We start from the raw sequence: 14,121 nt of genomic DNA, 5'->3' as shown, positions 1-14,121 counted from the left end.
TCGGCTCCTGCTCGAACTTCACCAGCTGATTGTCCACGGTGTCCAGGCTCTCGCTGGTCTCCGTCAGAAACTCCCGCAACAGATCATCCATGAGATACGCCTTACTGAGCTGGACCTCGACGCCTGCGCCGCCCTTGGTATAGACGGAAGTCCGCTCCTAGATCGTTAGACAACCCATTTCACGGTCCCGTTAATTTCATCCTCCGTGCTAATACGGATATTGAAGCGAAGTTTGGCGGTCGAGCGCGCAAGAGAGCTTCGGCAAATCCGGCACGCCGCATCAGACCGGAGGCGCGACGGGTAAACATGGGGATAACGGCGCCGCCAGCGCCGCAGAGAAATCCTGCATGGGTGGGGGGATATGCACGGTCGGCTGGCATTGAATCAATCACCCGCGATCGGAATCGCATGTGCGACCTTCCTGGCGAAGAGCCGATGAAATCCGCAAAATCAGCGGTGACGGTAAACGGACTCTTACTCCAGTAGCGTCGCGAACGATAACGCGCTAACCCAGCCGCACGGCAGCGGCATCGTACTCGGCGAGACAGTCCCTGATGGCGGCCAGCAGCGCATTCGGCGTGAACGGCTTGCGCAGGCAACGCGCAGCATCAAGCTCCAGCGCCATCCTCAGGAAGTCGGGCGCAGGCGAATTCAGATCTGCGAAGGCATAGCCGGACATCGCGATCAGGGGAATGGCGGGCGCGCGATCGTGAAAGAGTCGGATCGACTCGAAGCCGCGCATGTGCGGCATGAAGATGTCGACGATCATCAGATCGAACTGTCCGTTCTCGAGAACTCGCAGCCCCGCCTCACCGCCGTCGGCAATCGTCACCCGAAAATTGTTTCGCTGGAGATAGATTTCGATCGCCATGGACACCATCGGGTCATCGTCGACAACGAGAATATGGCGCTGACTTTCTGTCGTCGTTTGAATGTCCCGCTTCGGCGATTCAATGATTGAACCGTTGCGCACGCCTTTCTCCTCTCGCTTGCATTGAAATCGTGATGACCGCCCGCGCGGTCAATCGGGGTGCGACATGCGAACGGCATGCACGCGAGATCCGCAGCCACGGCACGCAATGGCACGAAACAATAGCTGACGGCTGAAGGAACCGGCGAACGAGCGATGTGGCCTGGATCGGAGAATGTCCGATGGAATGCCGGATGCAATCTCTGCCCTCGGTTTCCCGATTCCAGCTCATAGCCCCCTGCCATACTTTCCCGGGTCGCGACGCAGGACTGGGCTCACCGGGCCATGCGCGCGAATCAAGCGCGCCATTCTTATTTCCGCCGCAACTGCAGGCTGCTGCCCCTCCAACGTGTATATGGACAACCGCGCAACCATTACAATAGATTTATGTCACCGCGCAACCGGATGTCGATGGGCGACGCCGACTTCTCCTGAAATGAGCTGGATTGGTTCTGCATGACCGCAAGCGGCCCGCCGTCCAACCGATTGCTGCAAGTGCTCGATGCAGCGGACTTCGACCCGGTGCGTCCCCACCTCGCCACGATCGACTTGGTCAGAGAGATTGTCCTGGGTGAAGCAGGCGCGGCGCTGCGACATGTCCACTTCCCGCAGGGTGGAACCGTTTCGATCACAGTGAGCCTGTCCGAGGGACAGGCGATCGAGGTGGCAATGCCGGGATGCGACAGCATCGTCGGCGGCGGGGCAGCGCTTGCGGACGGGATCGCAGCGTCAGATGCCGCCGTGCTCGTCCCTGGAACCGGGTCCGCGCTTGAGATTCCGGCCTTTCGAACCATCACTGCCGTCAGCATACCCCAAATGATGGGCATCAGGCGCAACGCCATCTCACTGGTGCGCTTACGCTGCAACATGCTGGAATCACGCGCTACAGCCGGGGCCAGATCGAAATCGCCGACCCGCGTGCCCTGGAAGCAACCCGTGTGATGGCCATGCCGCCGTGGGAGCCCATCATGCTCGTCTGTTGGCACGATCGCGATGATGTCGGCCATGCGCGCGTTACTGCATGCTGGCATACACAAGGCGGTATCAGCGATTGCCGAACCAAGCGGTTAACACTGAACCAATTGCCAATATGTCCCGGTGGAAACATGATGGAGCCTAGTCAGGCGGGGGGACGGTAATGTTCCTGGCAACATTCACCAGCGGAGGTGACGGGAGGCAGCTTTGGAAACGATGGTGCGCCCATCCAATGGTTTCCTGTCGGCGCTGTCGGCAGACGATTATGAATTGATCCGTGCACATCTGCGGACGGTCGATCTGCCGCATGACGCGGTGCTGGTCGAGACTGGCGAGACACTCAAGCGCGTCTACTTCCCGCACCGCGGCGTGATCTCGCTGATCGTGAAACTCGCCAAGGGCGAGCATGTGCAGGTCGCCATGATCGGCCGCGACAGCCTGCTCGGGACCCTCGCGACCATGGGCGACGCATGCGCGCTGAACACGGCGGTCGTGCTGGTTCCCGGCGTCGCATCCGTGATGGACCTCGACTGGCTGCGCATCGCGGCCGAACAGAGTTCCACCTTGCGGACCATGCTGACGCGGCACGGGCTCGCGGTCTACGCACAGGTGCAGCAGACTGCTGGCTGCAACGCGGCGCATCCGGTGGAGGCGCGGCTGTCGCGCTGCCTGCTGCATACCCATGATTTGTCGGGCGACTACCGGCTGCTGCTGACACAGGAGGCGATGGCCCAGATGATCGGGGCGCGGCGCAACAGCGTGTCGCTGGTTGCCAATACCTTACAGCAGGCAGAGTTCATCCACTACAGCCGCGGACATATCCAGCTACTCAATCTGGACGGGCTGCGCCAGACGGCGTGCGAATGCTACGCCACCGTCAAGACCCAGTACGACCGGCTGCTCGGGACCTGACAGCAGGCGCAGGGCGGAACATGGTAAAGCAAGTGCTTAACGCCGCCCGCAAACACCGCGTGTCCCGTGACCGGAATTGCAATCGGATTGGCGTAGATATTCCCGGAGCCGCAAAAGGAGAACCGGGACAACCATGCTCGACGCCGCATTCGCGCCCGCGCCCGGCGCGCACGACACCACCTCGCCGCGCGAGCCTGATCCGCTGCGCGAGCCTGGCGCGTTCGACGCGCTGGTGCGCGAGATCGGTGAGGACGGCGCCCGTGAGGTGCGCGCGGTGTTCTGGAGCGATACCAGCGCGCGACTCCTGCGGTTCCGCTCGCTCGCGCTCGATCAGCATCGGGCCAAGATCGCGCGCGAGGCGCATTCGCTGAAGAGCACCGCGAGGACGTTCGGCTATGTCCGGCTCGCGATGCTGGCGCTGCGGCTGGAGGGTACCGCCGACACTCTCAACGGCGCCGAATTTGGCGATCTGCTGCAGCAGATGGAGGCGGCCTTTGCCGGCGCGAGAGCACAGGAACCGCCGGATTGACCATCCCTGCGCAGCTCCCCGCCGTACTTATACGGTTTGCGATTTTTAGAGATGACTAATCATAGGTGGCGATAGTCGCCGGAAACCAGGAGGGTTTCCATGTTCACCTATGAAACAGCGGATCAGAAAGAGGTCCGCCGCTTCCGCATCGCGCAGTTCAATGGCCGGATGGCAACGGTGAAGGCGGGCGAGTCCACGGTGACGGGTTTTGTCCGCTCGGTGCTGGAGCAGGAATCGACCATCCCGCCGCGCTGGACCATCACCATCATCCCGAATGAACCGAAGGAAGAGCCGAAAGGTCTGCGGCCCACTTCGCGCGCCCGTCCCTTCGCCGAAGACTATTTCTAGGCACAGCCGCGCGCCGCGTCGGACGACGGCCTCAATCGATCGAATGCAGCAATGCCGCGCGGACGAGGTCTGCGGTGTTGCGCGCGCCGAGCTTGCGCATCGCTTCCGCCCGGTGGCTCTCGAAGGTGCGCGGGCTGATCTGCATCCGCAGCGCCCCCTGCTTGTTCGAAAACCCCTCGCTGATCAGCCGCAGCACTTCACGTTCGCGCTTGGTCAGCCGTTTGCGCGACAGGGTCGAGAGCTCGGAGCCCGCTTCGCGCGGTGCCGGCAGCATGCGGCCGGCCTTCAACTCGACGTCCTCGGTCTTGGACGGTGCGGGAAGACCAGCTTTGTCCGGCCCGGCGAGTTGCTTGACCAGGCCGCAGACGCGCTCGGTCTGCACCAGCGCGTTCTCAACCACCTGCTGCAGATAGGCGCGATCGCCGGTAACAGGCGCGAGCTGATCGCTGTGATGCTTGATCTCGCCCATGTAGAGCAGGAGTGCGGTCAGGGGGCCATTGAGCTCGCGGGCGATGGCGGCGGCCATCTCGTCGGCCGCCTTGGTGCGGGCAGCATTCAGCCGGACGAAATCGGGCCCTTCAGGCGCAGAAGCGCTGCTTTCGAACCATTCCGACGGTCGCGAATCGGTGGCCGTATCGTTCTGTGACCCCATGTGATTCGTTTAGCGGAACCCGGGGCGGTCTGTGTTTAACTTTTTACTCCGTAAGACTACGGGCATCTTGTCGGATTTGCGCTAAAATACCGGCGTCGGCACAATTTATGCTTGCGCAGGCCGGCGTTGGGCTACGCAGGGGTTGATGAAACCGCCCAAATCATAGGCAGGCAACCAAACGCCGTTTTAACGATCGCTGCTGCGCCGGTCCCGGCGCCCCCGGATTTTACGGATTAATTAACGGCAGCTTGCTTCTCTATGTCACGATTGAGAGCGCGCAAATGCCTCCATGCATTGGGCCGGTAGGCCTGCTGGAATCGTTGCGAAAGATTGCGTGCGATGAACGAGATCGACGAGCTATCGGAGTTCCTGCAGAAGCTGACGCCGTTGTCGCGCAGCTGCCTGCTCAGCGAACTCGAGCGGCTCGAGCTGTGCGGCATTGACATGCCGGGCTCGGCTGAAATCCAGGCCAAGCTGCGCGCCGAATTCCGCAAGGACGGATCGACCCAGGCGCGCGCCACCAATCCGTCGCGCTACTTCTTCGCGCCGCTCGAGCTGCTGCTGATCGACGGCGCACCCGAGCACGCCAATGCGGGCCGGATCTCGCGCAACACCCTCACGCCGATCTGGGAGTGGATCTGCCGCGACCTGCTGCCGACCATGGCGCGCGACTACATCAAGGCGATCAACGACCAGGTCACCGCCAACAATCCCAAGGAAGTGCTGAAGATCGCGACGACCTTCCAGGTCAAGGTCCTCAAGGTGCTCGAGAACACTCTCGCTTCGGCCGAGAGCACCGAGTTGGCGCGCGGCAAGCTGGCGCAATATACGGCTTCGCGCACCGCCTTCGACGACGTGAAGAAGATGCAGCAGGTCCTGCGCGCCGGCGATGCGCTGTCGAAGTTCAATGAGAAGCTGCCGGCGACGATCGCAAAATTCGACGACGGTCAGGTCGCGCAGACCGCGGCGCGCCTCGACGCCTTCAGGAAGACCAATCCCGAGGCGCTGCCCTTTGCGCTGACGCTGGTGGCCCGGCGCCTCAAGACCTCGTGGCAGCTGGTGCGCCTCGCGACCAAGGCGGCGCCGAGCAAGAGCGCGGCCGATGTCGCCGCTGCGCCTTATGCCAGCGTCGTCCACATGGTTCTCGACCGGCTCGACGACAAGCGCCTTGCGCTCAGGATCGCGCTCCGGAACAACCGCGTACTGGTCGCGCGCGACCTGCTCGCAGATATCTACGACACCGAATACGCGCTCAAGGTTCGCATTGACGGCATCGAACATTGCGAATGGGGCGTGCGGCTTCAGCAACTGATGGATGCGATCGCGGCGCTGGTGTCCGCCGAAGTCAGCCGCTTCCCTGCCAATGTCGGCCACATCCTGGGATCGCGTCGACTGCGCAGCCACGACACGCTGAGCGGCAAGCTGAGCTATCTGGCCTGGAAGGGCCGCGACGCCGTGCAGGACGGTGCGGCGGCGTTTCGCAAATTGATCGGGGCGACTTAATTCCCGTCAGCTATTCCGGCGCGTGCGGCAGGCACAGGAAGCGATCGAGAAATCGCCCTGACATCACGAACCTGAACCACCAATAGATCATCCGCCGCATCGTCATAGCTGCGATCCCTGACAGCCCACCACCGGCTGCAGGCACCAATAGCGCGCGTGCAGAAATACGAATGTGAGATGCTTCACATTCCGCCGCCCGGCGCGAGTTGTCGCATAACGGTCACGCGCGATGCCGGACCATGCGCGCATCGCGCGAAAGGAGGTCGTGAGCTGGTACGTGATGATGGGCATCGGCCGGGTTGTCACGGTGCGGCTGCCGGCCTCGCGCTTACGCGAAGTCAACCGCATCATCGAGGACACTGCGTGGGGTCCCTATCGCACCGAATTCTATCCGACGTGACTACAAACCGGTCGGCATGGCCGAACACGACAAAGCCACAGCCAGTTGAGCCGTCCATTATTCAATTGGGCGAACCGGGCGCGGCTTCGTCCAATTACAGGACACGGCTTCGCACGACACCGAAACGCACGATGCGAAAAATCCCGCATGATTGTCGCATGCGCGTGCGCAACGCGCGGACGGACGTAAAAACTTCTCGAACGCGATCCGAGCAATTTTAGGAATGATGGGGACTTTAAGGTTACCCAGATAAATCAACAATCAACTGACGCCCTCCTTATTTGAAACTGCTCCCGTCGCTAACACCGATCGCGGAACGGGAGTGGCTTGAGATGAACGATGAAATTGTGGAGTTCGCCGGACGAAGGCCCAGGACCTTCGGGCGGCGAAAGGTAACGCCGCGCGCATGCGTCGCCGACGGCAAGCGTCATTTGCGCGCCTTCCTCGCCGAGGTGCTGGAGGATCTTGGCTTCGTCACCAGCGAATGCGCCAGCGCCGACGAGCTCAAGACCGTGCTCGCCGGCGAGCTGCCGGACCTGATCCTGTTCGGTGTCGCCGCTGACGGCATCGAGCCCGGCACCTTTCTGGAGACGCTGGTGCGCGAGGCCTTCGACGGCAAGGTCCTGGCCGTCGGCGCTCGCGAGTCCATCATTGTGAAGGCCGTGCAGCAGGTCGGGGAGGAATATGGCCTCGCCATGCTGCCGCCGCTCACCACGCCTTTTGCCGCGGAGACGCTGCGCGATCGCGTCGCGATGCTGCTGCCGGACGAGCCGGTGCCGAGCCCCGCCGTGCATGTCGGCGAGGCGCTTCATGCCGGCTGGCTCGAGCTCTGGTACCAGCCCAAGATCGACGCGCGCACATTGATCCGCAGCGGCGCCGAGGCCCTGGTGCGGATGCGCCATCCGACCTGGGGCGTGGTGCCGCCGGCTTACTTCATCCCGGAAGAGCACGATCCGCACCTGCGCGACCTCTCGGAGTTCGTGATCGAGCGTGCCGTGCAGGACTGGCATTATCTGCTGGAGCGGCAAAGCCCGGTCGATCTGTCGATCAACCTGCCGGCGTCGTATCTGAAGGAGCCGCAGGCTGTGCGCGACCTCTGCCGCCGCGTCCCCACCCATCCGGCCTTCGGCGGACTGACGATCGAGATCGACAGCGAGGAGGCGATTCGCGACCTCGATCTTCTCGTCGAGGTCGCGCGTGAGGTGCGCCTGCACAACATCGGACTGTCGATCGACAATCTCGGCGCCAATTGGCCGTCGCTGATGGACCACGCCAAGATTCCCTTCATCAAGCTGAAGGCCGACCGGCACTTCGTCACCGGCAGCGCCAACGACCGCCTCAAGCGAACGGTGTGCCGTCACATCGTCGAGCTCGCGCAGGGTTATGGCGCATGCGCGGCCGCCGAGGGCGTCGAGAGTCGCGCCGACCTCGTCGTCGCGAACGAGCTCGGCTTCGACCTCGTCCAGGGCTTCCTGTTCGGAAAACCGTTGCCGCTGAAGAAATTTGCGCGGAGCGCGCTGACGCGAACGGTGATGGACCCGGTGTGAGGCCCAAAGCCGTCAGGCGTACCGGCGTGCGAAGAAGACACAGACGACCACGAGCGCGGTCGCGGCGATCATGCTCCATGCGACCGGCTCGTGCAGCAGGAAACCGGCCAGCGCGAGGCCGAAGAACGGCTGCAGTTGCTGCAGCTGCCCGACGCGCGCGATGCCCCCGGTCGCGAGCCCGCGATACCAGAAGATGAAGCCGACGAACATGCTGAAGACCGAGACGTAGCCGAGCCCGATCCAGGCCGGCGCACCAACGCTGCTCCATGCCGGCGGCCAGGTGAGAAGCATGACCGGCAGCATCAGCGGCAGCGCCAGCAGCAGCGCCCAGGAGATGACCTGCCAGCCGCCGATCCGGCGCGACAGCGCCGCACCCTCGGCATAGCCGAGCCCGCACAGCACGATCGCCGCGATCATCAGCAGGTCGCCGGCCATCGATGCCGAGCCGTCATTGGACAAGGCAAAGCCCGCTACCGTTGCGCTGCCGAGCATCGCGAACAGCCAGAACAGCGGCCGCGGCCGCTCGCCGCCGCGCAGCACGCCGAAGATCGCGGTCGACAGCGGCAGCAGGCCGATGAAGACGATCGAATGCGCCGACGTGATGTGCTGAAGCGCGAGCGCGGTCAGCAGAGGGAAGCCGACCACGACGCCGATGGAGACGATGGCGAGCGAGGCGATATCCTTGCGCTCCGGCCAGGCCTGACGCAGCAGGCCGAGCACGGCCGCGCCGATCAGCGCCGCGATGATGGCGCGTGCGGAGGTCAGAAACAGCGCCGAGAAACCGCCGACCGCGACGCGCGTCGCCGGCAATGAGCCGCTGAAGATGATGACGCCGAGAAGCCCGTTGGCCCAGCCGCTGCCCGCAGATTGCATGTCGTCTCGCTTGTTGGATGGCATTCCGATCTGGAGAGCGGGCCGGGATGATGCCGATTAAACATCATGTCGCCTGCCATCAAACAACAGAAACTTGAAAACAACCCCATGCACAGTAGCCGCCGGCTGCAAGATCAATGAGTTAGGGGCGGCCAAATGGGGCGAAGGCGCTCCTAGTACCACGGCTCCTCATAGACCGGCTCGCCACCCAGCAGCAGCCGCTTGATGGCGGCGCGGCCCGAGGGCAGCACGGCGGCGACGACGCGGAGCTTTCGCTCGTTGCGGGCTTGCTCGAGCTTCCTGCCCTCGCCTTCCGGCACGAAATAACTTTCGAGTCCGTATTTGATCGTCAGCCTGTCGCAAAAAATGCGGCTGCTCGAACCGCAGGAATAGGTCACGCGGCCGCGGATCAGGATTTCGGGGGCGTTGACCGGGACGGGCTCCGCATACACCGAGACGGCCTGGTAGATCCCGTTGGCATCAGGGGCGAGCTTCACGAACACGACCGGATAACGCTCGGCCGCCGGCTGTCCGGCGAGCGCGCCTGCCGGCACTTGCGAGATATCATAGCGCAGCACGACATAGTCGCCGCGCAGGAGATTGCGGGGATCGACCGGCTGCGTCTGCAGGGTCACCTCGCGGCCTTCGCGGAGGATCTGCATGCGATCGGCGACCATCAGGACGAGCAGCACGCACTGAACCAGGATGGCGACGCCGAACCGCGCGGCTTTCGGAATGCGTTGCCAGATTTGCGTGATGGAGGCGATCATCGCCCGGCCCTCGGCAGCATGCGATTGAGCGCTGAGGCGAACACCACGGCAATGACGCCTGATACGGCGAGGAAGGCCGAGCGGCGCAGCAGCGAGCCCTTCACGGCCCAGGTGATGGCGGCAATGACGCCGGCAATGCCGAGCCAGCCGGCGGCGATGCGCGGGCGCACATCGTCGAGCACGCCTGACACGACGAGGCAGAGCATGGCGCAGAGCAGCGCGGCATAGGCGAACCAGGGCTCGCCGGCCGCGGAGGCCGGCCAGAGCGGCGCGGCGAGCAGCACGAGGCCGATGGCGCAGGCGGCAAGGATTTCACCTGATCGTTTCGTGAGACCGGCAGAGGCGAGCGCGAGAGCCGCCCCCGCGACGCCGCACAGAATCGCCCACAGCGGCTGGGCCGCCGTCGCGCCTGTCCGCAGGCGGAAGAGATCGTCGACCGTCGTCACCTCCAGGAAGGCGACGACCCCCAGCGCAAACGCGCCATAGATCGACAGCACGGATCCAAGCCGTTGCGCCCGCGGCGGCGGCGCGGCAGCGATTGCAAGCCCGGCGCCGAACAGCAGAGCCGCGCCGTTCGCCAGCACGAATGACGGCTCGGCGCCGTGGAAGTCGAAGCGAAGCGACGTCGCGATCCACCACGGGATCAGCGCGATCGCGACGAGATGCGCCGCCACGCGCGAGTTCCAAGCGAACGCAAGCGCAGCGGCGGCGAGCCAGGCCACCGCGAACGGGAGATGGAGGTTATCCGGTGCATCATAGGTGCGCATGCAGGTCCAGATGGAGGCCGCCACAAGACCGACCGCCAGCGCGCCGCGCGAGCCGGTCAGCGCTGCCGCGGCGAACGCGCCAGACGACCACAGCAGCATGCCGCCGGCAAAATCGTCGCCGAGATGATACATCTGGCCGACCAGCGCGATGCCCGCGCCGAAGATGATGGCGCCGATGCTGGCACAGAGATCGGCGAGAACCTCACGGCCGGTCGCAGCGAACCACGCCCCGAGACCGCCGGCCATGACCATGCCGGCGAGCAGGATCGAAAAGCGCAGCAGCCGCGCGATCTCGGTCCAGTGCGCCGCGACGAAGGCGAGGAAAGCCGCCGCAATCAACAGGCCGCCGACGATGCCGACGACCACGGCGATGTTGACACCGGGCGAGAGCGGCGGCAACGCATGGCGGATCGACGCGGCCGCCGCCGGCGCGATCACGCCATCGGCCTCCCATTGCGCGAGGTCGGCCTCGAGGCGTTGCCGGTAAGCTTTGTCGAACATCGTCGTGGATCACAGGCTCGCTGTCGGACGGCGGGATATTGGTCGGGCTGTGGCGGCGGCGGGTTCAAACGGCCACCGCGGCGGAGCTTCGGTCGCCGGGCGGCAATCAGGCGAATTGAGAATAGCGGGACAGCTGAAAGAAGCGTTCTGCTTCGTAGGCCGGATCGGTGGCGAGGCGAGCGAGCCTTTGCCCGATGGCGGGCGCGAACTTCGCGCCATGGCCTGAACAGGCGGAGCACACGATCAGGCGGGACTCCGGCCAGCGATCGATGATGAATTCCTCGCCAGCATCGGGCCTGATGTCGGCGGGCGCGGTGTTGGTGTAGAGGCAGACATCAGAATCGATGATCGGCCCGGCCGCGCCGGGGACGAGCGCGGCCAAGGCTTCGCCGATGGGGCGGAGTTCGGCCTCGCTGGCGGGCGGACCCCAATCGTCGGGGCCGACCACGGGCCCGTGGTTGTGAGGCGCCGCTTTAACGCCGCGCTGTTCGAAATCCGGAAAGCCGTAGACCATGTCATCAGGACCTCGGTCCAGAATGAAGATCGGGAAACGGCCCGAAACCACAGTGTCGGGGCGGGCGGGCTTGAACCAGCCGACCGCCTGTCGGGTCACGTTTAGCAGCGCGGCGAGTTGCGGGAGCGCGCGACCGAGCCACGGGCCCAGCGCCAGGATCGCGCGCTCGGCGAAGAACTCTTCGCTATCAGTGCGGATCGACACGCCGTCGTGGTGCGGCGAAAAGCTCGCGCGCTCCGGAACGACGCGCGCGCCGGCGCGTGCGCGCATCAATCTCATGACTGTAGCGGTGTGCAGGATCGCGGCACCGTCCTGGACGACGACGTCCCAGTCATCAGGCAGGCTGAAAGCCGGAAATTCCTTGTTCGCGACAGCAGCGGTCACTAGCGGATCCGGCCGCCCTTGCGCGATCGCGGCCGCGCGCGAGGACGCCACCATGGCGGAGCCGGGGCGGCCGGCCTCCAGAATAGGGGTTTCCGTCAGGACCGTTTGACCGCTTTCGGCCTGCAGCCGGACCCAGCCGGCATGAGCCTCGTCGCTCAGGCTGGTGTAATTGGAGTTTTCGAAATTGAAGCGACGGAAAATGCGACAGGACCCATGCGACGAGCCTCGATCCGAACCTGCCGCGATAGGGTCGAAGCCGAGCGCATCGACGCCGGCCTCCAGCAATGCGGAGAGCGCCGCTCCGCCCATGAGCCCGAGACCCAGCACGGCGATTTCGCATTTTCGCATGAAGGCCTCGCGAGCGATGATACGACGCGCGGATCATCGTGATGATTTCGCGTGTTTGCAAGATCTGCGGGAGGGCGATTGCGGCTGGCATCGACAACGCCGTATCAGATCAATAGGGCCGGTCATCGACGGCCTGCTCGCGGCGACGGCAATGACGCACGATCTGAGGCTGGTGACGCAGAATGATCGGGATGTTGCGGGGCTTGGGGGTGAGGATGCGGAATCCGTTTGGGGCGGCTGAGGGCACGTTGATCGCGATGACAGCTCACTTCGCGTGACATCGCGCTCGTTTGACCTGTCGGGCAAAACAGGAGCATTATGTCAGGGTTCCGATCGGGATTCTCGAAGGTGATGAGGTTGCGCGGTCGACGTTAGTTCGGACTCTTGTTTGCCCCGACGTTCGCCGCTGGACGGCCCCCAATTTGGTGCATGTCACCGTAACACCCGCCGAAACAGCATCAATCTGGGAATTTGATCGTGACGGCCCCCGTTCAAGCATGCCAATTTGAATCATGTGGACCAAACCGCCGCCGACCATCACTGCCACCGCCCGCCCGCTTCGCGTCGCGTATCTCGTTGATCGTCAGGCATGCGCGCCGAACGTCCTCGATGCCGTATTCCGCGAGTGTTACAGCCGATGGGGCGGACGACGGACGTTGATCGTCCCCGTCAAACCTGATGGCATCGACCCGGAATACGTCGAATGGCTTTGGTATCACGATCCAGACATCATCTACAGTTTCGTCGCGCTCAGCGAAGACGCGATAGCGCGCATCCACGAGAAGTATTGTCCGCTCTATCTCAAGATAGATGCTTCAGCGACCCGGCCTGAGCAGGTCGCCGAGATCTGGCGCATAGAGCTGCCAATTCAGGGGCTCGGCAGTCTTTCCTTGATCACGGCGCTCCTCAATCGACGGAACATGCTGACCGGAAAGATTTCCGATCTCAAGGTCATCGACAAGTACTATGACCGAGGCGAGAGCCGGTTTCTCGAAGAAAACTTCGGATTCGTCTCAAGCTCCAACCACACCAATATATCGCGGCTCTATCCCGAACTGTTTGGCAGCTTGGCGCTGATCACTGAAGAAGCACGTACCAATCGTCATATGGGAAGGACCCTGCGGCAGAATATGTGACTACGGAAGTCGCGCTTCTTGAAGAGTTTGCCAAAGACCGGCCCGTATGGACGCTGTCGCTAGCGTCAGATTTCATGGCGCCGTATCTAGCGCTTTCGCACGGCGAATGGTCGGACGGCGTCACCCTCGTAGTGGGTGACAGTGTTGATGATCGCCTGCTCTTCTGGAATCAGCACCACTGGCGCGACGAGGACTGGCAGGGTGCGATATCAAGTTTGAGAATATCGCCCGCAAAGTTCGATGATCCCGCCTTTATGACCGTTCTCCAGCGGCTCCTTGTGCGGAAGGCGCTTCGGACTTCGTCCGGTCATCCGATCATCACCTTCAAATCGTGCTCAGTTCCCACGGACGAGTTATCGCAGCTGAGTGAGCGTCTGAAGGGACCGGGCTTTTGGCCCACGATACTGGCTAAACCACAACTACCTTTGAACGCCTGTATTCCCCAGTTTGATCCTCGCCATCCACCGTACTATCGTTACAGCACGATCCATTCCGGCCTGAGAAACTCTGAGACTGCCGAATTTTCAGGAGATCGGGTGCATGTGCCCCGATCATTGCCTTGGCATTTGCGCGAGACGTTGCCGCCGCAACAGTTGCGCCAAGGTTGCTGGATGACCACGCTGGACATAAGTCGGACGAATGACAACAATCGCGCTGCCAATGTTCGCGAGTCCTGGGCGTTTCCCCGGCGCCTGCGCCTGGAGAAAGCCATCACCATAGGCTGGCCGGAGGATATTCAAGGCCACTTCAAGCACGTCACCCGGGTCGCTCGGTACGGACTGTTGGCTGTTCCGGCCGAATACGGTGCACCGTCCATCAGCTTGGAGCTTCCCGACGATGTCTCCGCGTTCAGGCGAGCCCTTTGCCTTGATCGTGAGCGGAATGTGGCTGACCACAGCCGGATCGTGTCCCCTTGCATGGTGTAGCTGGCGGCGGGTCACCGCGTTCACCGGCCAGGGCCGGGCAGGTCAGCTGGCGATAGCCGGAAGGCT

14 protein-coding genes and 1 pseudogene are annotated in these 14,121 nt (G+C 63.4%); 9 read left to right on the top strand and 6 right to left on the bottom strand.

Annotation, left to right across the window (positions count from 1 at the left end; genetic code table 11):
- Positions 1-505: 505 nt before the first annotated feature.
- Positions 506-973, bottom strand: coding sequence for a response regulator (locus XH88_RS26030; RefSeq protein ID WP_271671101.1), 468 nt, complete (start codon positions 971-973; stop codon positions 506-508).
- 453 nt (positions 974-1,426) lie between these two features.
- On the opposite strand from XH88_RS26030, the gene XH88_RS26025 reads away from it, so the two are divergent.
- The 4 genes from XH88_RS26025 to XH88_RS26010 all read left to right on the top strand — a co-directional run bounded on the left by XH88_RS26025 (position 1,427) and on the right by XH88_RS26010 (position 3,734).
- On the top strand, positions 1,427-1,912 hold the full coding sequence (locus tag XH88_RS26025) for a hypothetical protein (protein ID WP_271671100.1): 486 nt from the start codon (positions 1,427-1,429) through the stop codon (positions 1,910-1,912).
- Between the two features lie 249 nt (positions 1,913-2,161).
- Entirely contained in the window at positions 2,162-2,857 is a 696-nt protein-coding gene (locus XH88_RS26020) for a Crp/Fnr family transcriptional regulator (RefSeq protein WP_271671102.1), read from the top strand.
- 133 nt (positions 2,858-2,990) lie between these two features.
- Entirely contained in the window at positions 2,991-3,386 is a 396-nt protein-coding gene (locus XH88_RS26015) for an Hpt domain-containing protein (protein ID WP_271671099.1), read from the top strand.
- 99 nt (positions 3,387-3,485) lie between these two features.
- Positions 3,486-3,734 (top strand): hypothetical protein, encoded by a 249-nt coding sequence (locus XH88_RS26010; protein WP_271671098.1) that lies wholly within the window; start codon positions 3,486-3,488, stop codon positions 3,732-3,734.
- A gap of 31 nt (positions 3,735-3,765) precedes the next feature.
- Here XH88_RS26010 and XH88_RS26005 read toward each other — a convergent pair whose 3' ends face one another.
- On the bottom strand, positions 3,766-4,386 hold the full coding sequence (locus tag XH88_RS26005) for a LuxR C-terminal-related transcriptional regulator (RefSeq protein ID WP_271671097.1): 621 nt from the start codon (positions 4,384-4,386) through the stop codon (positions 3,766-3,768).
- Between the two features lie 339 nt (positions 4,387-4,725).
- Between XH88_RS26005 and XH88_RS26000 the strand changes: the two genes are divergently transcribed.
- The 3 genes and pseudogenes from XH88_RS26000 to XH88_RS25990 all read left to right on the top strand — a co-directional run bounded on the left by XH88_RS26000 (position 4,726) and on the right by XH88_RS25990 (position 7,836).
- Positions 4,726-5,889, top strand: a complete 1,164-nt coding sequence (locus XH88_RS26000) for a hypothetical protein (RefSeq protein WP_271671096.1) — start codon at positions 4,726-4,728, stop codon at positions 5,887-5,889.
- 259 nt (positions 5,890-6,148) lie between these two features.
- Positions 6,149-6,338, top strand: a pseudogene (locus XH88_RS25995) (hypothetical protein); the annotation flags it as partial.
- Positions 6,339-6,621: 283 nt separating this feature from the next.
- Entirely contained in the window at positions 6,622-7,836 is a 1,215-nt protein-coding gene (locus XH88_RS25990) for an EAL domain-containing response regulator (protein ID WP_271671095.1), read from the top strand.
- A gap of 12 nt (positions 7,837-7,848) precedes the next feature.
- Here XH88_RS25990 and XH88_RS25985 read toward each other — a convergent pair whose 3' ends face one another.
- From XH88_RS25985 to XH88_RS25970, 4 genes are all read right to left on the bottom strand, one after another.
- Positions 7,849-8,709, bottom strand: a complete 861-nt coding sequence (locus XH88_RS25985) for a DMT family transporter (protein ID WP_271671094.1) — start codon at positions 8,707-8,709, stop codon at positions 7,849-7,851.
- A 173-nt stretch (positions 8,710-8,882) separates the two neighbouring features.
- Positions 8,883-9,479, bottom strand: a complete 597-nt coding sequence (locus XH88_RS25980; protein WP_271671093.1) for a GDYXXLXY domain-containing protein — start codon at positions 9,477-9,479, stop codon at positions 8,883-8,885.
- Positions 9,476-10,747, bottom strand: a complete 1,272-nt coding sequence (locus XH88_RS25975) for a DUF2157 domain-containing protein (RefSeq protein ID WP_271671092.1) — start codon at positions 10,745-10,747, stop codon at positions 9,476-9,478. The genes XH88_RS25980 and XH88_RS25975 overlap by 4 nt, the downstream gene beginning before the upstream one ends.
- Before the next feature lie 106 nt (positions 10,748-10,853).
- On the bottom strand, positions 10,854-11,993 hold the full coding sequence (locus XH88_RS25970) for an FAD-dependent oxidoreductase (protein ID WP_271671091.1): 1,140 nt from the start codon (positions 11,991-11,993) through the stop codon (positions 10,854-10,856).
- Between the two features lie 512 nt (positions 11,994-12,505).
- Between XH88_RS25970 and XH88_RS25965 the strand changes: the two genes are divergently transcribed.
- Complete coding sequence (locus tag XH88_RS25965) at positions 12,506-13,129, top strand: hypothetical protein (RefSeq protein WP_271671090.1); 624 nt, start codon at positions 12,506-12,508, stop codon at positions 13,127-13,129.
- Positions 13,126-14,055 carry a hypothetical protein gene (locus XH88_RS25960; protein ID WP_271671089.1) on the top strand — a complete coding sequence of 310 codons (930 nt, stop codon included), beginning with the start codon at positions 13,126-13,128 and terminating at the stop codon, positions 14,053-14,055. The genes XH88_RS25965 and XH88_RS25960 overlap by 4 nt, the downstream gene beginning before the upstream one ends.
- The last annotated feature ends 66 nt before the right edge of the window (positions 14,056-14,121 follow it).

Source organism: Bradyrhizobium sp. CCBAU 51627 (assembly GCF_028128765.1).
In the GTDB taxonomy this organism is placed as follows: Bacteria; Pseudomonadota; Alphaproteobacteria; order Rhizobiales; family Xanthobacteraceae; genus Bradyrhizobium.
Note: the sequence above shows the minus strand (reverse complement) of the source record. Positions and strands in the feature narration are given on the sequence as shown.

Coding starts and splice junctions, on each gene's coding strand:
- XH88_RS25985 (WP_271671094.1), bottom strand. CDS start 8,709: ATGCAATCTGCGGGCAGCGGCTGGGCCAACGGGCTTCTCGGCGTCATC.
- XH88_RS26010 (WP_271671098.1), top strand. CDS start 3,486: ATGTTCACCTATGAAACAGCGGATCAGAAAGAGGTCCGCCGCTTCCGC.
- XH88_RS26015 (WP_271671099.1), top strand. CDS start 2,991: ATGCTCGACGCCGCATTCGCGCCCGCGCCCGGCGCGCACGACACCACC.
- XH88_RS25975 (WP_271671092.1), bottom strand. CDS start 10,747: ATGTTCGACAAAGCTTACCGGCAACGCCTCGAGGCCGACCTCGCGCAA.
- XH88_RS25990 (WP_271671095.1), top strand. CDS start 6,622: ATGAACGATGAAATTGTGGAGTTCGCCGGACGAAGGCCCAGGACCTTC.
- XH88_RS25970 (WP_271671091.1), bottom strand. CDS start 11,993: ATGCGAAAATGCGAAATCGCCGTGCTGGGTCTCGGGCTCATGGGCGGA.
- XH88_RS26005 (WP_271671097.1), bottom strand. CDS start 4,386: ATGGGGTCACAGAACGATACGGCCACCGATTCGCGACCGTCGGAATGG.
- XH88_RS26000 (WP_271671096.1), top strand. CDS start 4,726: ATGAACGAGATCGACGAGCTATCGGAGTTCCTGCAGAAGCTGACGCCG.
- XH88_RS26020 (WP_271671102.1), top strand. CDS start 2,162: ATGGTGCGCCCATCCAATGGTTTCCTGTCGGCGCTGTCGGCAGACGAT.
- XH88_RS25965 (WP_271671090.1), top strand. CDS start 12,506: ATGTGGACCAAACCGCCGCCGACCATCACTGCCACCGCCCGCCCGCTT.
- XH88_RS26025 (WP_271671100.1), top strand. CDS start 1,427: ATGACCGCAAGCGGCCCGCCGTCCAACCGATTGCTGCAAGTGCTCGAT.
- XH88_RS25980 (WP_271671093.1), bottom strand. CDS start 9,479: ATGATCGCCTCCATCACGCAAATCTGGCAACGCATTCCGAAAGCCGCG.